The organism is Mesorhizobium sp. M1C.F.Ca.ET.210.01.1.1 (assembly GCF_004791585.1).
Classification (GTDB): domain Bacteria; phylum Pseudomonadota; class Alphaproteobacteria; order Rhizobiales; family Rhizobiaceae; genus Mesorhizobium.
Window position 1 is genome coordinate 21,793 of sequence record NZ_SRUU01000015.1, and the last position, 23,816, is coordinate 45,608.

General features: G+C 64.2%; 23 protein-coding genes. 7 read left to right on the forward strand and 16 right to left on the reverse strand.

The genetic code is table 11. The features are described 5' to 3' along the window. Positions 1-220 precede the first annotated feature (220 nt). Positions 221-1,207: a zinc-dependent alcohol dehydrogenase family protein gene (locus EN853_RS17995; protein WP_127861042.1), complete on the reverse strand. Its 987-nt coding sequence runs from the start codon at positions 1,205-1,207 to the stop codon at positions 221-223. Positions 1,208-1,308: 101 nt separating this feature from the next. On the opposite strand from EN853_RS17995, the gene EN853_RS18000 reads away from it, so the two are divergent. Continuing rightward, on the forward strand, positions 1,309-2,211 hold the full coding sequence (locus EN853_RS18000; RefSeq protein WP_127861041.1) for a LysR family transcriptional regulator: 903 nt from the start codon (positions 1,309-1,311) through the stop codon (positions 2,209-2,211). 130 nt (positions 2,212-2,341) lie between these two features. On the opposite strand, the gene EN853_RS18005 is transcribed toward EN853_RS18000, so the two are convergent. From EN853_RS18005 to EN853_RS18040, 8 genes are all read right to left on the reverse strand, one after another. After that, positions 2,342-2,791, reverse strand: a complete 450-nt coding sequence (locus EN853_RS18005) for a pyridoxamine 5'-phosphate oxidase family protein (RefSeq protein ID WP_127861040.1) — start codon at positions 2,789-2,791, stop codon at positions 2,342-2,344. 256 nt (positions 2,792-3,047) lie between these two features. Next, on the reverse strand, positions 3,048-3,575 hold the full coding sequence (locus EN853_RS18010) for a flavodoxin domain-containing protein (RefSeq protein WP_127861039.1): 528 nt from the start codon (positions 3,573-3,575) through the stop codon (positions 3,048-3,050). 149 nt (positions 3,576-3,724) lie between these two features. Further along, on the reverse strand, positions 3,725-5,134 hold the full coding sequence (locus tag EN853_RS18015) for an Nramp family divalent metal transporter (RefSeq protein ID WP_348631581.1): 1,410 nt from the start codon (positions 5,132-5,134) through the stop codon (positions 3,725-3,727). Positions 5,135-5,445: 311 nt separating this feature from the next. Then, complete coding sequence (locus EN853_RS18020; RefSeq protein ID WP_127861038.1) at positions 5,446-6,465, reverse strand: isopenicillin N synthase family oxygenase; 1,020 nt, start codon at positions 6,463-6,465, stop codon at positions 5,446-5,448. A gap of 231 nt (positions 6,466-6,696) precedes the next feature. Further along, complete coding sequence (locus tag EN853_RS18025; RefSeq protein WP_127861037.1) at positions 6,697-7,494, reverse strand: amino acid racemase; 798 nt, start codon at positions 7,492-7,494, stop codon at positions 6,697-6,699. After that, positions 7,491-8,855, reverse strand: coding sequence for a cation:dicarboxylase symporter family transporter (locus tag EN853_RS18030; protein WP_127861036.1), 1,365 nt, complete (start codon positions 8,853-8,855; stop codon positions 7,491-7,493). The genes EN853_RS18025 and EN853_RS18030 overlap by 4 nt, the downstream gene beginning before the upstream one ends. A gap of 2 nt (positions 8,856-8,857) precedes the next feature. Next, on the reverse strand, positions 8,858-9,685 hold the full coding sequence (locus tag EN853_RS18035) for a transporter substrate-binding domain-containing protein (protein WP_167524517.1): 828 nt from the start codon (positions 9,683-9,685) through the stop codon (positions 8,858-8,860). Between the two features lie 205 nt (positions 9,686-9,890). Beyond that, positions 9,891-10,580, reverse strand: a complete 690-nt coding sequence (locus tag EN853_RS18040) for an SDR family NAD(P)-dependent oxidoreductase (RefSeq protein ID WP_127861035.1) — start codon at positions 10,578-10,580, stop codon at positions 9,891-9,893. Positions 10,581-10,802: 222 nt separating this feature from the next. Between EN853_RS18040 and EN853_RS18045 the strand changes: the two genes are divergently transcribed. Further along, positions 10,803-11,918, forward strand: a complete 1,116-nt coding sequence (locus tag EN853_RS18045; protein ID WP_127861034.1) for an anhydro-N-acetylmuramic acid kinase — start codon at positions 10,803-10,805, stop codon at positions 11,916-11,918. On the opposite strand, the gene EN853_RS18050 is transcribed toward EN853_RS18045, so the two are convergent. Beyond that, positions 11,915-12,337, reverse strand: a complete 423-nt coding sequence (locus EN853_RS18050; RefSeq protein ID WP_127861033.1) for a GNAT family N-acetyltransferase — start codon at positions 12,335-12,337, stop codon at positions 11,915-11,917. The two genes, EN853_RS18045 and EN853_RS18050, sit on opposite strands and share 4 nt — an antisense overlap. A 402-nt stretch (positions 12,338-12,739) precedes the next feature. Next, positions 12,740-13,918, reverse strand: a complete 1,179-nt coding sequence (locus EN853_RS18055; protein ID WP_127861032.1) for an MFS transporter — start codon at positions 13,916-13,918, stop codon at positions 12,740-12,742. A gap of 48 nt (positions 13,919-13,966) precedes the next feature. On the opposite strand from EN853_RS18055, the gene EN853_RS18060 reads away from it, so the two are divergent. After that, positions 13,967-14,506, forward strand: a complete 540-nt coding sequence (locus EN853_RS18060; protein WP_127861031.1) for an Lrp/AsnC family transcriptional regulator — start codon at positions 13,967-13,969, stop codon at positions 14,504-14,506. 80 nt (positions 14,507-14,586) lie between these two features. Here EN853_RS18060 and EN853_RS18065 read toward each other — a convergent pair whose 3' ends face one another. The 3 genes from EN853_RS18065 to EN853_RS18075 form a co-directional block, all read right to left on the reverse strand. Beyond that, positions 14,587-14,901 carry an EthD family reductase gene (locus EN853_RS18065; RefSeq protein WP_127861030.1) on the reverse strand — a complete coding sequence of 105 codons (315 nt, stop codon included), beginning with the start codon at positions 14,899-14,901 and terminating at the stop codon, positions 14,587-14,589. A 139-nt stretch (positions 14,902-15,040) separates the two neighbouring features. After that, positions 15,041-16,327, reverse strand: coding sequence for a D-tagatose-bisphosphate aldolase, class II, non-catalytic subunit (locus EN853_RS18070; protein ID WP_127861029.1), 1,287 nt, complete (start codon positions 16,325-16,327; stop codon positions 15,041-15,043). After that, complete coding sequence (locus EN853_RS18075; RefSeq protein ID WP_127861028.1) at positions 16,324-17,271, reverse strand: sugar kinase; 948 nt, start codon at positions 17,269-17,271, stop codon at positions 16,324-16,326. Before EN853_RS18075 ends, EN853_RS18070 begins: the two co-directional genes overlap by 4 nt. Positions 17,272-17,517: 246 nt before the next feature. On the opposite strand from EN853_RS18075, the gene EN853_RS18080 reads away from it, so the two are divergent. Next, on the forward strand, positions 17,518-18,540 hold the full coding sequence (locus EN853_RS18080; RefSeq protein WP_127861027.1) for a LacI family DNA-binding transcriptional regulator: 1,023 nt from the start codon (positions 17,518-17,520) through the stop codon (positions 18,538-18,540). Here EN853_RS18080 and EN853_RS18085 read toward each other — a convergent pair. Together EN853_RS18085 and EN853_RS18090 are read right to left on the reverse strand one after the other, a co-directional pair. Then, entirely contained in the window at positions 18,528-19,487 is a 960-nt protein-coding gene (locus tag EN853_RS18085; protein WP_127861026.1) for an alpha/beta hydrolase, read from the reverse strand. The genes EN853_RS18080 and EN853_RS18085 overlap by 13 nt on opposite strands. A 9-nt stretch (positions 19,488-19,496) precedes the next feature. Next, positions 19,497-20,645 carry a Gfo/Idh/MocA family oxidoreductase gene (locus EN853_RS18090; protein WP_127861025.1) on the reverse strand — a complete coding sequence of 383 codons (1,149 nt, stop codon included), beginning with the start codon at positions 20,643-20,645 and terminating at the stop codon, positions 19,497-19,499. Between the two features lie 166 nt (positions 20,646-20,811). Here EN853_RS18090 and EN853_RS18095 point away from each other — a divergent pair, with 166 nt between their 5' ends. From EN853_RS18095 to EN853_RS18105, 3 genes are all read left to right on the forward strand, one after another. Next, positions 20,812-21,612: a class I fructose-bisphosphate aldolase gene (locus EN853_RS18095; protein WP_127861024.1), complete on the forward strand. Its 801-nt coding sequence runs from the start codon at positions 20,812-20,814 to the stop codon at positions 21,610-21,612. Positions 21,613-21,615: 3 nt separating this feature from the next. Beyond that, positions 21,616-22,566 (forward strand): PfkB family carbohydrate kinase, encoded by a 951-nt coding sequence (locus EN853_RS18100; RefSeq protein WP_127861023.1) that lies wholly within the window; start codon positions 21,616-21,618, stop codon positions 22,564-22,566. An 89-nt stretch (positions 22,567-22,655) separates the two neighbouring features. Then, positions 22,656-23,801 carry an ABC transporter ATP-binding protein gene (locus tag EN853_RS18105; protein ID WP_127861022.1) on the forward strand — a complete coding sequence of 382 codons (1,146 nt, stop codon included), beginning with the start codon at positions 22,656-22,658 and terminating at the stop codon, positions 23,799-23,801. Positions 23,802-23,816 lie beyond the last annotated feature (15 nt).

Here is a 23,816-nt window from a genome sequence, read left to right on the forward strand (position 1 = left end):
GGCATCCTCCCACCAATGCCTCTATTAGCATATGCTTGAAAGGCTGTCCTTACGGGAGGGCATACATCAAATTGAGTAGGACGTAGCTCGTTCGCTCACGCGACGCTCGAAGGCAAGACTACAAACTCGACCGTCTCGCGAGCCATCCTCACCGCAAGCTCCGCGAAGGACGAAGGACCGGCGCCGCTCCCGATAACGCGCCCTCGCCTTCGTTCGGGCTTCAAACCGTCACGACGATCTTGCCGAACTGCTCGCCGGATTCGAGGAAGCGGTGCGCCTCGACAATTTTGTCGAACGGAAAGGTCCTGGCGATCGCGGGCTGCAGCGCGCCTGATGCGAGGCCGTCGAGGATGAAGCGCTTGGCAGCTTCCAGCCGGATCGGATCGCCGGTGATTTCGTGGACGAGATAGCCGCGCAGCGTCAGCGTCTTGGCCAGCACATCGAACAGCGGAAACGGCGTCGGCTCGGGGCTCAGGCCGCCATATTCGAGAAGAATGCCGCCGCGTGACATCGCGGCTGTCAACGGCGTGAAGATCGGACCGCCGACGGCGTCCAGGACGACGCGCACACCCGGCGGGGCGATCTCCCTCAGCCGCGTTTCGAGATCCTCTTCGTGCAAGGCGACGACATCGGCGGCGCCGGCATCACGCAGAGCTTCCTTCTTGGCAGATGTGCGGGTGACGGCAATCGGCACGGCGCCAATTCTGTTGGCGATCTGAATAGCGGCCAGCCCGACGCTGCTCGACGCGGCGGTGATGACGACAGGCTCGCCACGGCCGAGACGGGCAATGTCGACCAGCGCGCCATAGGCGGTGAGGTATTGCATCCAGGTCGCGGCGGCGGCTTCGAAGCCGAGCGACGGCGGATGCTTGACGACGAGCTCGGCCGGAAAGGTGGCGAGCGTGCGATAGGCCGGCCAGCGCGCCATCGAGCGTGGCGGGATGATGCTGACCGCATCGCCCGGCGCGAAGCCTTCGACGCCGTCGCCCACCGCCTCGACCGTGCCCGCCGCCTCGAGGCCGAGGCCTGACGGCAGCACCGGCGTCTCGATATAGCTGCCCCTGCGCATCGAGGCTTCAGCGCGGTTCAAGCCCAGCGCCTTGACGCTGATCCGCACCTCGCCGGGGCCCGGCGGCGGAACCTCGACATCTTCGATGCGCAACACTTCGGGACCGCCGTGACTGTGAAAGCGAACAGCCCTTGCCATTATGCAACTCCAAATCCAGTTGATGGAATGGACTATGCAGAGGCATCCGGAAGGGATAAATCGCGCATCAGGCAGAACAGTCGAAACAGATGGTTTTGAATATGGATCGCCTCGAAAGCATGGAGGTGTTCGTCAGGGCAGTCGACCTCGGCTCGTTCGCGGCCGCCGCGACAGCACTCGACCTGTCGGGCCCGATGGTCGGCAAGCATGTCCGCTTCCTGGAGGAACATCTGGGCGTGCGCCTGCTCAACCGCACGACGCGCCGGCAGAGCCTGACCGATTTCGGGCGCGCCTATTACGAGCGCTGCCGGATCGTGCTGGCGGAAGCGCAAGCCGCCGATGCGCTCGCGGCCGAGCAATTGTCCGAGCCACGCGGCAAGCTGCGCGTGACCATGCCGGCGCATTTCGGCCGCCACTGCGTCACGCCGATCCTGCTCGCGCTTGCCCGTCGCTATCCCACGCTGGAACTCGACCTGTCGCTCAGCGACCGCTTCGCCGATCTCGTCGAGGACGGTTTTGACCTCGCGATCCGCACGGGCGCCCTGGATGACAGGGCCGGCATCATCGTGCGCCGCGTCGCGCGCCAGCGCATGATCGTCTGCGCTTCGCCGTCCTACCTCGAGAGGATCGGCCGGCCGCTTCGGCTCGACGATATCGCCGGTCATCAGGCGATCATCTACCGACGGCTCGGCCAGGCGCTGCAGCCATGGCTGTTCCCGCGCGATGGCGGTTCGATGACGCAGATCGCGCCGGCCGGCCGGCTGCGGCTCGACGACCTCGACGCCATCGCCGATGCGGCGACCGACGGCATGGGTCTGGCCTGGCTGCCATACTGGCTGGTGCGTGAGCGTGTCGAAGCGGGCGCGCTCGTCCGGCTGCTGCCGGACCAGCCGGACTATCTCTACGACTGCCACGCGCTCTGGCTGCAGACGCCGCATCTGCCGCTGAAAGTGCGCTTGGCCGTCGATGCGCTGGCGGCAGGGCTACCGAGAATGATGAGCTAGTTTTGCGCCGACTTCAGGTGCTGCACCACGCAACCCGAGTCGGCTCCTCCGGCAAAAACAAATACCGAGTCCAGGCGACACGGAAGATGTAAAAGGTGTGGAGGCCGCCGGCGATGAAAACCGGGGCCGCTTAGGCGAAGGCACGACGGCCAGTGATCTTCTCGATGTTGATGCGGAAGAAGAGGTGAGGCGGAATGGCCACCTTATCCTCTGAGTAAGGCGTCTCGCTGCCAGGTTCCCACCAGTCGGGGCGCGCTTGCTGCAACAGCGACCATGCATGGTCGCGCTCATTCTGCCGGGGGCCCGTTTCGGAAAGTTCTTCGTAGCGGCCGAAGGCAATGACACTCCACCAACTGCGAGGGCTGTGGATCTCGTCGACCTCGAGGCAGACCTGGGGATGTCCTCGCATTGCCCGCACCTTGCGACCAATCAGGGAGAAGCTGTAGATGTGGCTGTTCTCGTATACGAAGCTGATCGGCACGACGTACGGCATTCCGCTTCTTACGCAGGCGAGATGCCCGACCCTGCTCGTGGCCAGGTGCATCCTGCATTCTTGGGTATTCATCTCACTGACGATCACGGGACTCCCCTGGTCAAAGAGCGAGCTTCATTCCGTGCATCTCTAGAGCGGCTCAGCGTCTCACGGAATCGCCGAACCGCTCTAAGTATTTGTTTTTACGCAATTCCGGACGGAAAACCGTTACACACTTTTCCTGGAATTGCTCGCCGCGGAAGCGGCTGCTTGCATCGGATTCGCGATCGCTCGCGGGGGCTGCCGGCAAGGACGGCAGAGGATTGGGCCGATGCAAGCTGCGCGGACTCAGGCACCTCCTTGTTCAGCCGGCCGTCTCGAGAAATCGATCCGTGAAGTGAGCGAGTGCGTTCCAGTCAGTGAATTCGTGATCGCGCTCGGGGCTTGGAACGTTGCTCTTCATGACGACGAACTTGACGAACTGCTCCTGAAAATAATCGTACTTGGTGAAGCGCAAAGCACCCCCGAGGAGGAGGGTCATGCGCGGTTGCCACCCCGTCACGGAAATGAAGCGATCCACGTATTTTTGAGCCTCCGTCCTTTGGTCTTCCAGCGCGGCCGACAAGCTGACGGATATGAGGGCTGATGGCTTGGCGTTCAGTGGTTCGTGATGCGCAAATACGAAGTTCGTGACGGCTTCCTGGTGATGCTCCTGGTGGACCGACGCGGCAATGACGAACGCGTCGAAGTGTCCAAGCTTCAAATCGGACGAGAGCGCTGCGCTATCAAGCAGTTCGACTTGATGCCCGCTCTCGCGAATATGTGTTGCCGTCTGCGCGGCAATCTTCCTCGTCTGCCCTTCGGTCGTTCCATAGACAATCAAGACGTTCATGATGTCCCTCCAACGGCGGAAGAGACATTCACAGGGACGATCGATACGAGCCAGCCCTGCATGCCGTGCCTCAATGCTTCGCAACAGCGAATGGGCGCATTATAGCCCATGGAACGGACTCCACGAACCGCTTTTCGCTGCGGCCTGGGTTAGAGCGCGAAGAACCCGATCGTGGCCAGCGCCATGATCAGGACCGCGAGCCATCCCACCGCGACCATCCACTTCGGGGCGGTGAGCCTTCCCATGACGCGCGGGCTACTGGCCATCATCATCATGACCGCCATCAGCGGGACCGCAAGAATGCCATTAATGACCGCTGTCCAGTAGAGCGCGCGGATTGGATCGAGAGCGGTGAAACTGACTACGACACTGCCGAGGGTCGCTGCGGTAATCGTTGCATAGAAGGCTTTGGCCTCACGGGGCCGCCGATCCAGCCCCTCCGGCCAGCGGAACATTTCCGCGACGGCATAGGCGGCCGAGCCGGCAAGAACAGGGACGGCCAGCATGCCGGTGCCGATGATGCCGGCGGCGAAAACCGCGAAGGTAACTTCGCCGGCAATCGGCCGGAGCGCCTCTGCCGCCTGGGCTGAAGTCTCGATCTGCGTTGTGCCGTTGGCGTTGAGCGTGGCTGCAGTGGCTATGATGATGAACAGAGCGATGAGATGGGAGAATGTCATGCCGAAAAGCGTATCTGTTCGGATGCGTGCAAGCTCGGCACCTGCCGTGCGTGGATGAGTGCTGAGCCGTGCAAGGTGGCGACGATGGAGTTCCTCCACCTCCTCACCGGCTTGCCAGAAGAAGAGGTAGGGGCTGATCGTCGTGCCGAGAACAGCCACCAGGGCCATGGCATGGTCGCGATCCAAGGCGAATTGCGGAATGAGTGTGCCGCGCAGCGCCACTGCCCACGGCACGTTCACGGCCAACACCACCGCGACATACGCAAACAGCGAAAGGGTCAGCCACTTCAGGATGGTCACGTAGCGCCTGTAGGTCACGAATATCTCGAGGCCCGCGCAAAGCAGTCCGAAGGCGGCGGCGTGGAGGAACTGGGAACCACCGACGAGAAGCCGCAACGCTGCTCCCATCGCCGCCAGATCGGCACCGATGTTGATGAAGTTGGCGACGAGCAGCAGGAGAACGGCAAAACTCATCACCCAAGGCGGGTAGTGTCGCCGCAGGTTCTGCGCGATACCCTGACCGGTCACGGCGCCGATGCCTGCGCTGATCCCCTGGATCACGACCAGGAGGGGGTAGCTGAGCGGTATTGTCCAGCAGAGGGTGTAGCCGAATTGCGCGCCAACCTGGCTGTAGGTGGCGATTCCACTGGGATCGTCGTCCGCCGCGCCGGTGATGAGGCCGGGTCCCAACGTGCGCAGGAAGCTGGTGCGTCGACGCGGCGGGTCACCGGGTAACTTTGATGATTGATGCTCCATCTCAGTTCGCTTATCTCGCCGCAACGCGTCCCGCTCAGGTGCCGTTTCAGGGCGCATCTGGTTTGACCTGACCGGGCCATTGATTGCGTCCAAACAATGAAAACGCCTGGCCATGTACTGATACATTGGAAGCTGGTTCTTATGTACTCCTCATGTCGCCCGCGCCAAAAGCTCCGCATCAGCCCTTCGCAGGTCTCGCGCCAACCTCGACCCCGGCTTGAGCACGGCGAGAGCGCCAGGAAAGAAAAAGGCCGGGCGCGAAAGCGGCCCGGCCAAAAATGAAGGTCATAACCTTCAGAGGGGAACATCGTCCGGCGCAATGGGAGGAAAACACCGGACGACAGCCGTTATGTGGGCTTTGGCTGATCCGTTTGCGACGAACAGAATTCCAAAAACTGATTGAAACGCGAAAAAATCTCGCTCGGGCAGGCGCAATTTCAGCCGACGGCCGCTGCCTTTTCCGGGAGATCGGCGTAGTGCCGCCGCGCCACGTCCGGATGCGATCTCAGCCGGCTCTTCAGCACATTGGTTCCGACATCGCGGAACAGCGGGTTGTCGGGATCGCTGGCCGGGCCGCGCGCTTCGGCCGCCAGCTCCTCCGGCAGGTCGAGCAGCGGGATCGTCGCGTCGAGGCGGGCGCTGAAGAAGAACGGCACCGAAATCCGTTCGACGCCGGCGGGCGGCGTGACGACGCGGTGCACAGTGGCCCTCAGATAACCATTCGAAGCCAGCTCGAGCAGCTCGCCGATATTGACCACGAGCGTTCGTGGAATCGGGTCCACATCCACCCAGCCGCCATCATACTCGACCTGCAGCCCCTTGTTCTCATCCTGAAGCAAAAGGGTGAGGAAGCCGCCGTCCTTGTGCGCACCGACGCCCTGGTCATCGCCGGTGGCATCGCGGCCGGGATAGCGCACGATCTTCATGCGGTGGTTGGGCTCGGCGCGATAGATCGGATCGAAGGCGTCTTCCGCCTGATCGAGCGACAGCGCGAAGGCCTTGAGCAGGCGGATCGCCACCTCGGTCGCCTTGGCCTGCCAGGCCAGCAGCGCCTGCTTCAGCCCGGGGAGTGCGGCCGGCCACTGGTTCGGGCCCTGCAGCCGCGTCCAGGCCGGCACGCCCGGGCCTTGCGGGATCGCCGCGCGCTCGACGCCGATGTCAAGCTGCTCGCGCCAGTCGGCCTTGCCCCTGGTCAGCTCACCGCCGGCGCGCGTGTAGCCGCGGAACTGCGGCGACTTCACCATTTCGATGCCAAGCTTGTCGGCTTCCGGCAGGGCGAAGAAGCGGCGCGCGGCATCGAGCACAGCATCGATATCGGGCTGTGTTATGCCGTGACCCGAGAGATAGAAGAAGCCGACATCGCGGGCGGCCGTGCGCAGATCAAACAGAAAAGTCCGTAGTTCCGACTCGCCCCGTTCGAGGCGGTCGAGATCGAGCACCGGGATTATTCTGGCCATGGGCAGGCTCCTCTTGCGGCAACTCTTTGTTTTTCGCAATTCCGGACGGCAAACCGCTGCGCACTTTTCCTAGAATTGCTCTTGCGACCCCGCCGCACGATGACATGCGGTTCCTTGCGGACCAAGCAATGCCCGATCCAATCTCGCTGTAAACGGAGGAAGCCGGCGCTCAATTCACGCGCTTTGCTGCAAATAATGTCCGGGGAAGCGTCGAGGCAGCGCGGCTGTCGGCTATAACGCCCGCTGCGTCGCGGGCCAGGGCAATCGGTCATGTCCCGGCATTCGCAACGCGGTCGGCAGGCCACGCGCTTCCTGAACGCCGAAGCCCAATCGTGTCAGGCAGGCTCGCGCCAGGGCCGCATTGCTGTCGATGACGATCAATCCGTTCGCGTCGTTGAGGCTGGCTGCCACCACCGACAGTTCGGTGCAGCCGAGAACGGCGGCATCAGCGCCGGCAAATTGCGCGAGATGAAGCGCGCGCTCGGTCTCGGTCGCGGCATCCGCGATCGAGCCGCCCTTGACGAGGGCAATCGCGCTGTCGACGCGCTCCTGGAACTCGGCGTTCGCAGGAAGGCAGAGGTCGAACCCCGCCGCCGCTATCCTGTCCTGATAGAAGCCGGAGACCAGCGTGCCACGGGTTGCGAGGTTCGCGATCCGGCCGCCGCTCAGGCTGCGTCGAAATTCCGTCACAACGGCGTCGCCGATATGGATGATCTCGGCCCGCGAGTCCGCCGCCAGTTGGCCGTACCAATGATGGGCGGTGTTGCACGGCATCGCGATGCAGGCGACGCCGAGCGCATTGAGCGTCGAGACCGCAGCTTGCAGGGGCGCCAGCGGCCCGTCATGATTGCCAAGGATCGCCTCGGTCCTGTCGGGCAATTGCGGCACGCTGAGGATGACGGCCGGCACATGTTCGCTGTCGCGGAGCGCCTCGGTCATCCTGGTCAGCTTGAAGTAGAAGTCGGCCGATGCAAGCGGCCCGAGACCGCCGATGATGCCGAGCTGGGGACGGATGCCTGGATCGATCATCGGACCGGCTCGGCTTCGGGCACCTCGGAGACGATTTCAGCGATCTGCGTCGCCTCCCTGTGGCTGGGCGCGATCATCGCCGTGCTCGCCGCGATCGTGGAGACGCTGGACAGCGTCATCAGCGTATCCACGGCCGCATCGACCGCGACGAACAGGGCGAACGCCGCCTCGAAGGGAAGCTTCAGGTAGCCGCAGACGATGGACATCTGCGACAGGATGAGCAGGCTGCCCATGCCGCCGGTGGTGAGCGCCAGAAGCGCCGAAACGACGCCGACGAGCAGAAGGTCGGGCACGCCAAGCGGATGGCCGTAGAGCTGGGCGATGAATAGGGTGCCCGAAGTGTAGAGCAGAGCCGGGCCGGTCCGCAGCAAGGCCGCCTGCAACGGCACGAGCAGCTCTACGACCACCAGGCTGAACCTCAGCCGCTCGCTCAACAGGTTGATGACCCAGGGCAGCGAGGCGACCGTGGAGCGCGTCGTGATCGCCACCATGAGTAGCGGCTGAAGGGTCTTGATCGTGGTCCAGTAGCTGCGTCGCGACCGGATGGCGATAATGGCAAATGCGACGGCGAGGAATGTGAGGCAGGAAAGGCCCATCACAAGCAGGTAACCGCCCATCAAGGTGAGCGGCCTGGTTCCGGTCGAGGCGGTCTGGTCGGCGATCAGGATGAAGGTTGCGAAGGGCAATCCCCAAGCGAACCAGTTGGTGAGCACCGTGCAGGCCCGGTAGACCGCGTTGAGCGCCTGCGACAGGCTCATCGACGAGGGCTGGGGGATCTTGCCCATCGCCAGCCCGAACAGCAGGCAGAACAGCAGCACCTGGATTGTCTGGCCCGAGGCCAGCGCGTTGAAGACGTTGTTCGGCACCAGGTCGAGCAGGATCGAATGCTCGCCGTTTGCATCGCCATTGGCGGGCGGCGGCTGGAACGGGAATGCGAGATCGGTGGATACGCTGCCTTGCGAATTGATGAACTCGCCAAGCTCGATGCGCGACTGCGGGTTGTCGATCTGGCCAGGCTGCAGGATCATCGAAAACGTGCCGCTCACCATTACGGCGAGGAACGACACGACCAGCACGGCTATGCCGACCTTGCCCAGGTAGCGGACTGATTTAGGGTCCTGCACCATCGCCGTGATGGAGAAGATGACCGACGACACCAGGTAAGGCAGGACGACCATTTTGAGGAAATTCAGGTAGACCTGCGCGACAGGGCTGATGGCATGGGCAAAGCGTGGATAATAGAGACCGCACAGGATCCCGGCCGCGATCATCACGATCGTCGTCACGGGTGAGCGCAATATGCGCCTTGCCGACAGGCGCCAATCGAAAGGCAGAGGTCCCGCTACTTCCGCGACGGCCATGGTCAGGCGTTACTCCCCAGGCGATAGCGCGCGATGATCTCGTCGGTGTTGAGGACCTGCTGGCCTTTTGCCAGATCGAGATAGAGGTCAACGAAGGCCGCGAGATGCGGATTGTCCGAGCGAACGCCGACCGCGATCGTGTCGAGCTTGTCCGTCAGCGTGATCGAGCGCGCCACGACCGTCATCGACGGATCGTCGACCAACAGCTTCTTGATCTCGAAATCGTCGCGATAGGCCAGGTCGATCGTGCCGTTCCGGATCGCATCGACAACCGTATTCCAGCCGGCGAAGCGGTGAATTTGCGCGTGCGGGAAGGTAGCGGCCGCATAGGTGGCGAATGAAGAGCCTTCGATCACACCGAGATCGCCGGAGAAATCGCGGATGATCTGCTCCGGCGGCTTGCCTTGGGCGATACGCGCCAGGTTGAGGCGGTTGGCGAGCAGCCCCTGGTGCAGGATGGCATAAGGCCTGGAATAGAGGATCGAGCGGCCGCGCTGAAGGGTGCGGCTGAGCTTGCCGATCGCAATGTCGGCCTGACCGGACATCAACAGTTTCACCATACCGTCAAACGTCACGGCGGACCGGTCGAACACCGGCTCGACGCCAAGCTCGGCGGCTATGCCGCGGGCCAGCTCCATGTCGATGCCCTTGTCCCCGGCCCCATCGGCCGGGAAGAACGGATCGGAAGCGAAGGCCGGCATGGCGATGCGCAGCCTATTGTCGCTGGTGGGGCTTGGAGCGTTTTGCGCCTGCTGGGTCGCCGCCTGCGCTTGCGCGATCACCAACCCGACGCTTCCGGCAGTAAGCAGCGTGCGACGTGTTAGCGACATGCGCATTCTCAATTCGTGCAGGAAGCCGGACAAGCAGATCTGACCAACTCGCAGTATGCACGGCGAGGTTAAACAAACGTGTCTTCTAAACCTTTAAATATTTCTAGTACATAGAGGAACGCAGCATGATTAACATGCGATCAAGCTAATATATCGAGCAGCGCAAGGGATGGTTAACTATTCCCCACGGAGTGAGTGCGGATCGTCAGAACGTCTCGACCCATGGCCTGAGCTCGACTTCGAAGCTCCAGGCGCTGCGATGCTGGCGATGGACCGCGAGATAGGTCTCGGCAATCGCATCCGGAGAGAGGCGGCGGTCAGGACGGTCGGGATCGGCCGCCTGTCCGGGCGGCTCGATCTGCCCGTCGATGATGAAATGCGCGACATGGATGTTCTTCGGGCCGAGCTCGCGCGCCATCGATTGCGCCAGCCCGCGCAAGGCAAATTTCGGCATGGCGAAGCCGGCCGAGCCTGAGAACCCTTTGAGGCTTGCGGTGGCGCCGGTGAACAGGATCGAGCCGGAGCCACGTGCAACCAGCCGGCGCGCCGCCTGCTGCCCGACCAGGAAGCCGCCATAGGCACCGACCAGCAGCGCCTGCCTGACCGCGTCGGGATCGAGGTCGGCGATCGGGCCGCGCGTGCGGCCGCTCGCGTTGAAGACGGCAATTTCGAGGGAGCCGGCCTTGTCGGCCGCCTCGAACAGCCGTGCGACGGAGGCAGCGTCCGACACATCGGTTTCAACCGCCTGCGCGCCGGTCTCCTGAACCAGCGCGGCGAGCTTGTCGACATTGCGGGCGGCAAGGACGACGCGAAAACCTTCCCTGTTCAGAAGCCGCGCCAGCGAAGCGCTTAAGCCAGCGCCAGCACCTGCGATCACTGCGACATTGGCTGCCATGTTGTCATCCTCCCTGCGGTCAGTGCCCTTCGATGTTTGGCCGGCGCTGGTAGCCGCACAGCCTCGCGCCTTCGGCCGCGAGAGGCAAGAACGGCATTGCTCCATTTTCGCTGTTCGACGCAAAAGTCATGAGCATATGTGGTGTCCTAGGTGCCCGCTATAGACTTGCCTGCCGGACCGATCCGTCCGACACGTGGTTCAACGGCGATTCGAGGAGCAACCATGGAACCAATCTGGGCCGTTGGCCTGATGACCGGCACGGTGCTTGACGGCAATATCGACGTGGCGCTGATCAAGACCGACGGCGAGCGCATCGCCGACTTCGGCACCTATACTCTAGCCCCTTACCCGCAATCGATCCGTACGCTTCTTGAAGAGACGCTGCGCCAGGCGCGCGCCTGGAATTTTGAGGGGCCGGAACCGGCGATCTTCCGTGAGGCCGAGGAAGCGCTGACGCGCGCGCAGTCGGCCGCGGTCAGGGATCTTGTGGAGAGCCAGGGCAGGATCATGGCCGATATCGGCGTCGTCGGCTTCCATGGCCAGACGGTGCTGCATCGCGCGCCGCAGCCGGGCAAGATCGGGAGGACGCGTCAGCTTGGTGACGGCGAGTTGATGGCCGCCCTGCTCGGCACCAAGGTCGCCTACGACTTCCGCTCGGCGGATGTCGCCGCCGGCGGACAAGGCGCGCCTTTGGCCGCCGCCTATCATGCTGCGCTGCTCAAAGAGGCGGACGCCACCGGCGACACCGCCGTGCTCAATCTCGGCGGCGTCGGAAATATCACCTGGTGGGACGGCAAGGACGCAATCGTCGCTTTCGACACGGGTCCCGCCAATGCGCCGGTCAACGATTTCATCAAGGCGAAGGGACTTGGCGAGATGGACCGCGACGGCAGGCTCGCGGCCGCCGGCACGGTTGACGAGGCAAGGCTCGAGCGGCTGCTGGAACATCCCTATCTGACGAAACCCTATCCGAAGTCGCTCGACCGCTTCGACTTCACTTCATCGATGGCCGACGGGCTCGGCGTGGAGGATGGGGCTGCGACGCTGACGGCCTTCACCGTGTCGGCCGTCGGCAAGGCGCTCGACCTGTTGCCGCGCCGGCCGAAACGATTGGCGGTCAGCGGGGGCGGCCGCCGCAACCCGACGATGATGGCGATGCTTGCGAGCCGCGCCGGCGTCGAGGTCGTGCAGGCCGAGACGCTCGGCTGGAAGGGCGACGCGGTTGAAGCGGAGTGCTTCGCCTTCCTTGCCGTGCGCGTGCTGCGCGGCCTGCCGATCAGCTTTCCGAGCACCACCGGCGTGCCGCAGCCGATGCGCGGCGGGAAGCTCGCGGGCTAGGACAACTTCTTCTGCAGGAAGATGCGGTTGCGGCCGACCGGGAAGTCGGCAAGCGTGCCGAACGGCTGGTAGCCCTGGCGCTGATAGACCTTGGCGGCGGTTGGATTGAAGGTGTCGATCCAGGCGGCCTGGCAGCCGCGCGCCAGCGCCTCCCGTTCGGCGGCCTCCAGCATGCCGGCGGCGATGCGCCGGCCGCGCAGCTTTTCGTCGACCCAGAGCCATTGCACGTAGAGCCAGCCCCAGGCGGTGTAGCCCGATATGCCGGCGACGATCGCGCCGGCGTCGTCGCGAACGAAGACGGCCAGCGTCTTGCGGCCCGATACGCCGACATCGCCGTCATTGAAAGCGGTAAGGCTCTCGCCGACGAAGGCAAGGTCCCGCGGCAAGGGCTCGGCGGTGATTTCAAGGGTCGTCTTCATCGCGCTTCCGATCCGGCCGATTCACCCCCAAGGCATATCGAAGGATCCAAGGCATCGGCAAGCCAAGCTCGGTTTCAGAAAAAAATTCTCACGCCACGTATCCCGGAGCGCATCTCGAACGTCCTAGCAGCACTGGCCCTTCTGCAGGAGAATTGTGACGAGGACATTGATTGTCGGCAGCCTCGTCTCTCGTTCAACGGCGTGATCAGGCGCCGATGAACTGGGCATCGCCCTTCTTTGTCGGAGACGGCCTGGAGCATTCTTATGCCACGGCCGGCGAAGCGGAGTACTTCCTGCTCGGTCGCGTCACCTAATCGGATCAGCGACTATTTTGCATGCCCCTGGCTGCCAAAGGCGGCGCGCACGGTCGTCGTTGCGGGCCCGAACTGACTGCGCGGACCGTCAGCCCGCCGACCGCCATGCCGCCGCGAAGGCCGCCACCAGCATCAGCAGGGCGGCGATCAACGCGCAATTGGCAAAGCCGAGGCTTGAGTAGAGCGGGCCGAAGCCGGCGGTGCCGACAGTGACGGCGAGATAGGTGACCGCGCTGTTCAGGCCCATGATGGTGCCGCGGCGCGAAGGATCAAGCGCGGTCAGGCGCATGACCAGCACGTTCAGCCCGAAATGGTTGGCCAAGCCCCAGACGGCGATCGTCGCCACCAGCGGACCGAAGCCGCCGCTCAGCATGGCCATCGCGACGTAGACCGCCGCGACCAGCAGGTAGGCGAAGGGCATGACGCGGCGGGCGCCGAGGCGATCGATGACGCCGTCGAGCAGCGCGGCCGCGCCGAAGCCGAGGCCATAGGCGACCGCCGCAAGGCCGTTGGCGCTGACCGGCTCGCCGAGACCTTCATGGAGGTGGTCGCCGAGATAGCCGTAGACGCCATAAAAGGCAGTCATGAAGGCGCCGCAGGCAATGAGCAGCGGGACGATTCCGGGCACGGCCAGGGCGCCGAGCGGCGAAGGCGCGGGACCGGTTTTCCTGGCGTCGCGCAGCGAGCTCATCGTGAGGCCGGCGACGGCGGTGCCGGCGAGAAGCGCCACGGCGGCGAAGACGGCGCGCCAATGGATGAGATCGGCAAGCACGGCCGACAGCGAGACGCCGGCGACCATGGAGAGCGTCCAGCCGGTCAGCACGACGCCGATCGTGCCGCTTTCGCGGCCGGGCGGCGCGATCGCCGCCGAACTGGCATAGATCGCCGGCATGGCGACGCCGGCAGCGATGCCGGCAAAGAGCTGGGCCGCCACCAGCGCCGATACCGTCGGCGCGAGCGCGCTGGCCGCCAGCGCCAGCGCCAGCAAAAGCAAGGCGCCCTGCAGCATGCGGCGCGCGCCGATCCTGTCGATGTAGCGGGCGAGGAAGAGCGCGCTGGCCGAGGTGCCGAGGCCGAAAGCGGCTGCGGCTGTCATCACCGCCGGCACGCTCGCCCCGAACGATGCCGCGACAGCCGGCGCTATCGGTCCGAGGACCAGTGAGTTCGAGCCGATGACGGCGATGCAGCCGGTGAGCAGATAGGCCGCCGCCGGGATCGGCGTGCGAGGCGCCGCAGCCAGAATTACTGATTGATCACTGTTCGACATTTCTCCATAATGGCCGAACTTAATTCAGCAGCAATGGGGAATTTCCATATGGACGCAGAAACAGATGACGTTCAGCGGAACAGGCAACCTACCCGCGACGTCGACCCGATCGACCGAAAAATATTAGGCATTCTCGTCGACGACGCGACCATCAGCTATGCCGAGCTCGGCGATCGGGTCGGCCTGTCGCCGCCAGCGGTGCATGAGCGGGTCAAGCGGCTCAGGCGCAGCGGTGCCATCCGCTCCACTTCGGCGATCATCGATCCGAAGGCGGTGAAGAAGCCGCTGCTCGCCTTCGTGCATATCGACACGAGAGGCTGGGGCAAGACGCCGGAACTGATGGCGATTTCCGAATGCCCCGAGGTCGAGGAGATCCATTCGGTCGCCGGCGACACCTGCATGCTGCTGAAGGTGCGCACCGAGGACACGCGGGCGCTCGAAGGCCTGCTGTCGCGCATCTACGAGACGCCTGGCGTGGTCTCGACGCGCAGCTATGTGGTGTTGTCGACCTATCTCGAACGTCCGGTGCAGCCCGGCATCACGGCGGAATGGCCGACGCCCCGGCACATGGCAACGCCGGTGTATTAGACCACATCAGGCGACCAGACGCATCGAGGCCAATGGCGCCTCCGCGGTCGATCTGTTCAGGCTGGCCGTGGCGGTTCGGTTCAGACTTCCTTGTGGTCGAAAAGGAACATTTGAACGCCCGAGTGATCAGGTGCGTAAATTCGGCGATCCGCCCCGGCCGCCCGTCCCTGCGGGCCTGCGAACGCCTTTTCGATGGCTGCAAGGTCGTCGAAATACAGCGTTCCGATCCGATGGATGCTGGCGGTCCCGACCGGCATTGCGATGGGACCGTGGCTGACCTCGTATTTCCTGAGACCTGGAATCTTCTTGGCGAGAGGCACGTGGATTTCGAAGTAATGTCGGTCAAATGCCTCGACGTCCTTCGGTGTCGGGTAGATAACGACCATCCGGGCCATTGTGGTGCTCCTTCTGCTTCGGACACAGCAAGGACGACCCGAAGAATCGAAACGGAACGCCACGCAGAAGATTTTTTGAAGATCCTGAAGGCGTGTGCTTTGCCGACCGCTGCAGCGCAGCCAGTCCGATCGACCCGTCTTACGAGTTGGTGGCGCTGCGGTAGATGTCGAGGACGCGCGTGACGCTGCCGATCAGAAGCTCATGCGCGGTCGGCTTGATCCGGCCGGCGCCGACCTCGGCATCGAGATGCCCAAGATACTGGCTGATCAATGGGCGGGGAATTTCCGTTTCGCCAAGCGCCGCCAGCAGCGCTTCTGTCGCGCGCCGCGCCTCGGGCGACGGCCAGTAGTAGCGGATGCGGTCGCTGAACGAAAAATGCCGCTGCAGGCGCTGCTCGCCGGGCGTGCCGGGATAGTATTTCTGCCAGTTGCCGGGCGAGGCCAGCATGACGCGCTCCATGGCCGCCGGCAGGCTTTCGCGCGATGGATCGGGTGCCAGCTGGTCGGCGATGGAACCCAAGCCGTAGAGCGCCTCGCGCAAGGCGAAGGTGAGCCAGGGGCCGACCTTCAGGATGGCAAAGCCGTCGCGCACCAGCGCGGCCAACGCTTCGGCCGGCTGATAGTCGGTCGAATGCGCCTCGAAGACGAATTGCGGCATGCTTCCCAGCGACGCCACCAGCCTGGTCGCCTTTTCCGGCGCGTAGGCGATAATGTCGGCATTGCCGAATTCGACACCGGGCTGGACGACGACGCCGACAGCCCGGGCGAAGGCGGCATCGAGGCCGAGGCGAAAGAAGGCCTGGCGGTGGACTTCGACGGTGCGCAGCGCATCGGCGGGCTCGGTCACATGCACATGATCGAGCGCTTCCAGCGCGCCTCCGGGAACCGGCACTTCGGTGCCGATGATATAGACGGGCTTTTTGCCGACCGTGCGCGCGACCGCCGCCTCGGCGATCGCCGCAAGCTCGGCCGCGCGCGCGGCGATTGTTTCGTCGGGCAGCGCCACCGGATCGCCGGCGCAGGCCATGCTGGTGTCGAGATGCAGCTTGGTGAAGCCGGCGCAGGCATAGGCATCGATCATCGCCGCCGCCCTTTGCATCGCCTCGGCGGCGGGAAGATGCTTCCATGGATTCGGGCCGAGATGGTCGCCGCCAAGGATCAGCCGGTCCAGCGGAAAGCCGGCCTTGCCGGCGTGCCTCTCGACAAAGCTTCGGAAATCGGCCGGCGTCATGCCGGTATAGCCGCCCTCATGGTTGACCTGGTTGCAGGTCGCCTCGATCAGCACATCCGCACCCTGCGCCACGCCGTGGCGAAGCGTCGCTTCGATCACCAGCGGATGCGCCGAACAGATCGAGGCGATGCCGCCCTTGCCGTCCGCCGCGCGCCGTGTGGCGATGCCGGCAAATCTTGCCGTGGCGTCGGTCATGCGAGCGTCCTCGCCTTGGCGATAAACGCCTCGACATCGGCGAGTGGGTGAATGCCTTCCATCGGCCCCTTGCGGGTGACGGCGAGCGCGCCGCAGGCGTTGGCGATGCGCAGCGCGTCGATGGGTGCGGCGCCGCGGAGCCAGAAGGAGACGAAGGCGGCACCGAAGCAGTCGCCGGCGCCGGTCGGGTCGACTTCCTCGACGGCAAAACCCGGCATGGCGACCGAGCCCTGCCGGTCGTGATAGACGGCGCCTTCCGCGCCCTTCTTCAAGACGATGCAGGAGATGCCTCTTGCAAGGAGCTCGCCGACCGCGCCCTGTTCGTCGCCCGCCGAGGAGAACAGGAACAGCTCGTTGCCGCTCGGCAGGAAGACATCGGTCTGCGTGAGCACCCGGTCGAGCGCCTGGCGCATTCCGGAAGCCTGCATGATCTCGCGACGGATGTTGGGGTCGAAGGACACGGTTCCGCCCTTGGCCTTCACGGCCGCGATCGCGCCAAGAGCGACCTCGGTGGCGCGGTCGGAAAACAGCGACGAGCCCATGACATGAACGTGGTCGGCACCGGCCAAGAGCCGCTTGGCCGCATCATTCATCTCCAATAGGCCGGCGGCGCTGTTGCGGATGTTGAAGACGAAATGCCTGGACGCATCTGGCCGATAGGTGACGAAGGCGGTGCCGGTGGCATGGCCCTCATGGACCGCGATTGCTGAAACGTCGGCGCCGAGCGCGCGCAACCGGTCGATGTTCAGCTGACCGAAATCGTCCTTGCCGACGGCGCCGATAAGACCCGCCGGCTGGCCGAGCGCCGCGGCCTGGCCAATGAAGATCGCCGGGGCGCCGGATGGAAAGGGTCCGACCAACGGTCCGGGTTCGAGAAAGCTCTGACCGATCCGTTCGGCCATGATCTCGACGAGGATCTCGCCGGCTGAGACCAGCTTCTTCATCACGCCCTCCCGGCATTCGTCTGTGGAGTCGGCCCTGCGGCAGGCACCATAGATAGCGAAAAATTGAATACGGCGCCGGCTTTTCCGCGTCAATTAATAAATTGACGCGTGGAATAATTTTGCAGATCGCGTTGAAACTTGCAAAGTTGTCTGTAAAGTTTCAACTTGCAGTCGCGCGCCGGCGCACCGTATTTAAAGCACCGGGGCGGCGCATGGGAGCAAGGGTTCCATGCCGCGAGGGTTTGAATGCCGATGACACACAAGACGATGGAGGATTTCGCCCGTTCCTGTGGCGTCTCCAGGCCAACGCTGTCGAAATATTTTGACGATCCGACCAGTGTCAAACCGGCGACCCGAAAGCGCATCGAAGATGCGCTGCGCTCGTCCGACTATCAGCCGAATCTGTTCGCCCGCAATCTCAACCGCAAGCGCACACGCAGCATCGGCATCGTCGTGCCGACCGTGACCGATCCGTTCTATTCGGAGATGGTGAGCCGCATCGAGCTGCGGCTGCGCGACGAAGGCTACTGGCCGATCGTCATCTCCTCGCACGGCTCAACCGAGCTCGAGGCCGAGGCGACGCGCACCATCCTGTCCTTGAAGGTTTCCGGCGCGCTGATCGCGCCGCTCGGCCAGCGCTCGGACCACCGGGCGCTGGAGAAGCTGACGCAGGCCATACCGATCGTCTATTTCGACACCTATCTCGAGGGCGGCACGCCTTTCGTCGGCAACAACAATAGCCAGAGCATCTCGACGATCGTCGACTATCTCTGCAGGTCCGGCGAACCCCCGGTCTATTTCGATATCCCGCATGTCAACCACAACTCTCCGGAGCGGCTGGACAGCTATGTCGGCTCGATGAAGCAGCTTGGACTTGAGCCGCTCGTCATCGGCAACACCGAAAGCTACACCTGGGACTTCGAGCGTATCGGCTACGAGCAGATGGAGAAGATGCTGGGCAATGGCGGCCTGCCGGGCAAGACGATCCTGTGCAACAACGACCGCCTCGCCTTCGGCGTGATGGCGGCAGCCTACTCGCACGGCCTCAAGGTGGGCCGCAAGGCGGATTGCGACCTGCGCGTCGCCGCGCATGATGACCACCCGCTCAGCCGCTACACCTGCCCGGCGCTCACCACCATGGCGCAGGATTTCGCAGTGATGGCCGGATGCAGCGTCGAGACGCTGCTGGCGCTCCTCGACGAGGACGCCACAGCCGTCGCGCCGAAGGTCAAGCTCGACGCGACGCTGGTGATGCGTCAGTCGGCCTGAGACCTGTCGAACTCCCGCCACGCGGCCACCGCCGCCTCGACCGCCTGCCGCGATGCAGGGCCGTGGCGCCCCATCGAGACGAAACCGTGGATCTGCCCCGGCCAGCGTTTCACCACGACCGGCACGCCGTCCGCCTTGAGCTGCCTCGCATAGGCTTCGCCCTCGTCGGCCAGGATGTCGTGGCCGGCGATGGCGACGAAGGCGGGCGGCGCCCCGGCAAGGCTTGCGGCCTTGAGCGGCGAGACGCGCCAGTCGTCGATGTCGGCGGCGTCGACGATATAGTGGTCGCGAAACCAGGCCATGGTCGACGCGGTCAGACCAAAACCCTCGCCGAAGCGGCGATAGCTGTCGGCCGTCTGCGTGGCGTCCGTGTTCGGGTAAAGCAGGAGCTGTGCCGTCAACGGGCTTTTGTCCCCTCGCGACAGCAGGCTGAGCACAGTGGCTAGGTTGCCGCCGGCGCTGTCGCCGCCAACCGCGATTCGCCTGGCGTCGATGCCGAGATCATGAGCAGTCTCGCGCATGAAAGAGAGCACGGCGCGGCAATCCTCGATCGCCGCCGGAAACTTGTGCTCCGGCGCCAGCCGGTAGTCGGGCGAGACGACGATGCAGGAGGCGATGTTGGCGAACCAGCGGCAGATCTCGTCATGCGAGTCGAGATTGCCGATCACCCAGCCGCCGCCATGCAGGTAAAGCAGCGCCGGAGAGTCGGCCGCAGGCGCGCCCTGCCCGCGATAGAGGCGGAGCATCAGCGGTCCGCCAGGTCCGGCGATGGTCCGTTCGCCGACCGCGGCGACCGGCTCGCGCTCGCCCTGCAGATGGGGAAAGCTCTGTTCATAGGCTCGCCGGGCCTCGTCCGGCGGGCCGGTCTCAAACGGCGGTTCGCCGGCCTGCCGGCCAAGATCGAGAACCTTTCGGGCCTGTGGGTCGAGCGATGATGTCAGCGCCATGGGTCCGCCTCAGGCAAGCAGGCTTGCCGCCTCGTCCTCGCCGAGCAGCGACGGCTGGTCGACGGTGCCGACGACCGCGACGGAGTTGCGGCTCTCGCCCGAAGCGAGGATCGCCTCCATGATCTCCAGCACATGCAACGCCAGTTCGCCCGACGCGCGCGGTCTCCTGCCCTCCGACAGCGAACGCGCCAGGTCGGCAACGCCGAGCATGCGGTAGTTGGCGCGATCCGGCGCCGCATAGGGCCAGTTGCGCGCGCCATAGAGCTCATTCTCGCTGGCAAAATCCTTCCAGTCGGCGCCGCGCTCGGAGAGCGAGACGGTGCCGCCGAAGGTGTCGGGGTCGGGCAGCCTGAGCGAGCCTTCCGTGCCGTGCAGTTCGATCGGATGGTTGGAGTGCTTGAACACATCCCACGAGGCGCCGAAGGTGACGGTGGCGCCGGAGCGGAATTCCAAGAGCGAGAGGATGTTGGTCGGCGTGCCGACCCTGAAGGTGGTGTTCTTGTGGGGACCGTCGGCGGTGATCAGGCGCTCCTCCTGGCCGCGCGTCGCCATAGCCATGACGCGGGCGACCGGACCGAGCAGGTTGACGAGCATGGTCAGATAATAAGGCCCCATGTCGAAGACAGGACCGCCGCCCGGCTGGTAGTAGAATTGCGGGTTCGGGTGCCAGTGCTCCATGCCGCGCCCCATCATGAAGGCGGTGCCGGTCACGGCGCGGCCGATCGCGCCCTCGTCCATCAGCCGGCGCGCCCGGCGCCCTGCGGCGCCGAGGAAGGTGTCGGGCGCCGAGCCGAGCAGCAGCCCGCGCCTGGCCGCCTCGGCGGCCAGCCTGCGGCCGTCGCTGGCCGAAGTCGCCAGAGGCTTTTCGGTGAAGACATGTTTTCCGGCCGAGAGCGCCGAAAACGAGATGTCGAAATGCGCCGAAGGAATTGTGAGGTTGAGGACGAGATCGACCTCCGGGTCGGCCAGCAGCGCGTCGACGCCGAGCGCGCGGATGCCGTATTCCTTGGCGCGCAAGGCCGCCATGTCGGCGGAGATGTCGGCGCAGGCGCGCAATTCAACGCCTGTGAAAAGCGCTGTGTTGCGCAGGTAGGTCATCGAGATGTTGCCGCATCCGATGACGCCTATGCCGAGCGTTTCCCCTGATTTTGCTTGCATATTCGATTCAGCCTCCCAATGCGGCAGCATGCCGGGCGCTCGCCGCGAGGGCGACGAGCGATTTTCGTGACTCGCTATACAGCATTTTAAATCTTGACGCGCGTAAAATTTTTATAGAGCATGTGAAAACGGGCCTCGAAAACAAACGATTGGGAATTTTGCACTCATGAGCTTGGGAACCACGGTGCGCCTTGCGCGCCTCTTCTCGCATCCATCGGGGAATCTTTTTGGCGGCGCGGTCGACCACTTTGTCGGCTATGGCGACGTGCGCAAAGGCGGCCTTGCCGATCTGCCCGGCGCGCTTGCGCGTGTCATGGCAGGCAAGCCCGACTACGTCAGCATCCAGCCCGGCACTGCGCGCCATCTGTGGCCGCAATACGCGGGCAAAGCTTCCCTTGTGATCCAGGCGGGCTGCTTCACCCCGGACGATCGCATCAGCGAGCTAATTGCAACCCCAGAGGATGCGGTGCGCGCGGGGGCCGATGCGTTGGCCGTGGCCATTCCGGTGCGCGGCGCGACCGAGGGTAAGTACATACGCTGGCTGACCGATTCGGTGAATGCGGCGGCCCGCTACGGCATGCCGGTGGTGGCGCACATCTACCCTCGCGATTTCACCGACGGACCAAAGATCGTCTTCACCCCTGACGAGATCGCCTATGCGGCGCGCATCGGCTACGAGTCCGGCGTCGACGTGATCAAGATAGGCTATACGGGCGATTTCGAGTCGTTCCGAGAGACCGTCCGGACTTGTCCGGTGCCGGTCGTGATCGCGGGTGGTCCGAAGACCGACACGCTGCTCGGCGCCCTTCAGCAGACGGCGGACGCCATCCGCGCCGGCGCGCGCGGCGCCGTGGTGGGCCGCAATCTCTGGGGGCATGGCGATCCGGAAAAGGCAGCGCTTGCCTTTCGGGGCGTTATCCATGACGGCCAGTCGGCGCAAGACGCCCTGGCGAAGGCGGGTGCCTGAACGATGCCCGCCGTCCCTTCAATCCTCGGCTTCGGCGCTATTGCGATCGACGACATCGTCTATGTCGATCAGCCGTTGTCGGCGGGCAAGGGGAAGGTTCTGCAAAGTGCCCAAGCTTTCGGAGGCAATGTCGCGACGGCCCTTGCCGCCGTCGCGCGGCTCGGCGGAAGCGCCGGGTTCATCGGATGGCTGAGCAGTGCCGCGGACGACGCCGTGCTGTGCGATCTCATTGCAAGCGGCGTTGAAACCGCATTCGCACCGCGCCACCCTGACGCATGTCCGGTGCGTTCGCGGATCACCGTCGGCTCGGATGGGGAGCGGTTCATCGCGTATGACGACGAAGTGATGCTGGGCACCGCGCCGGACTTTCCGGACGAGGTCCTCAGCCGCGCGAGAGTCCTGATCGTCGATAGTTATGCGATCCGGTCGATGGACGTCGTGGCCCGAGCTCGCGATCTCGGCCTCGCAATCCTCGGCGATATCGAATGGAGCGGCGGCCCTGCCACCGAGAGGCTGATCGCGCTCTGCGACCACCTCATTCTTCCCCTAGGCTTTGCGCGAACTGCCACGGGCCTTCGATTGCCCGCCGAAATACTCGATGCCTTGTGGCTGCCGTCGCGGTCAGCCGTGGTTCTGACAGACGGCGGCAGGGGCGTCTATTATCGCGGACGCGACGAGGCAGGGCTCTGGCACCTGCCTCCGCACCGGGTTGCCGTCGTCGACTCGACCGGCGCCGGCGACTGCTTTCATGGCGCCTATGCCCATGCATTGACGCGCGGAGCCGACACCGCAGGCCGGGTCGCATTCGCGGCCGCGGCCGCGGCCCTGTCCATCACGGGGCGTGGCGGGCGCGAAGCTCTTCCGACCGACGACAAGGTCACGGAACTGCTGGCATCGGCCAACGCAGCGTCGGCAGTCGAACTGAAATATGCGCAACTCGATACCGGAACATAGCTGAAACCAACCGAGGAAATGCCTCGCAGGAAAAAGTAAGCCGATCCTAACTACAAGAACCATTGGCTTATACTTGCGGAGGGAGGAAGATGGCAGAAGTCATTCTAGAGAATATCTGCAAGACCTACGGGAACAATTTTCACGCGATCGACCAATTGAACCTGGCGGTCGAGGACGGTGAGTTTCTGATCCTCGTCGGGCCGTCCGGTTGCGGCAAATCCACCGCATTGCGAATGATCGCGGGGTTGGAGGACATCACAAGCGGCCGCCTTCGGATCGGCGGCGTAGACGTCGGCGACATGCCGCCCAAGGACCGCGACATCGCGATGGTCTTCCAGAGTTACGCGCTCTACCCGCATATGACGGTGTTCGAAAACATCGCCTTTTCGATGCGGCTGGCAGGCAAGCCGAAGGCCGAGCGCAAGAAGCGCGTGGATGAGATCGCCAAAACCCTCCAGTTGACATCGCTGCTCGACAGCAAACCAGCGAACCTTTCAGGCGGACAGCGTCAGCGGGTTGCCATGGGCCGCGCCATGGTGCGCGAGCCGGCCGCCTTTCTGATGGACGAACCCCTTTCCAATCTGGATGCGAAACTGCGTGTTCAAATGCGCGCCGAAATCACCAGTCTGCAAAAGCAGCTCGGCGTGACGACCATCTACGTGACCCACGACCAAACCGAAGCGATGACGATGGGGGACAGGGTCGCGGTGCTGAAGGGCGGCGTGCTGCAGCAGGTCGACACCCCCAAGAGGCTCTATGAATCGCCAGTGAACGCGTTCGTTGCCGGCTTCATCGGTTCTCCTTCGATGAACCTTTTCGAGGCGACCCTCACGGGTGAGGAACTGATGTGCGGCACCTTCACCGTCCGGCTACAGGACGCAGCCTTCGTGCGCAGGCCGGGCTTGAGGCCGTATGCGGGCCGCAAGGTCGTGTTCGGGATCCGGCCGGAGGATCTCTACGACAGCAGCCTCGAATCCGGCCGCAAGTACCAGACGATACCGGCGAAGGTGACCTCGATCGAAGAGCTCGGGTCCGAACATATCGTCCATCTCAACATCGACGCGGTCCGTGTGGACTCCGGTGACCCGGACGCGGCGCAAGATTTCGGCATGACGTCGAACGCGGTGGCGAAATTCGAACCGGTCAGCACAGTCCGCTCCGGTTCGGAAATCCGCTTGGCCCTCGACGATACCAAGCTCCATTTCTTCGATCCCGAGACGCATCTGGCGATCTGAAGATGTGCGGCAGAG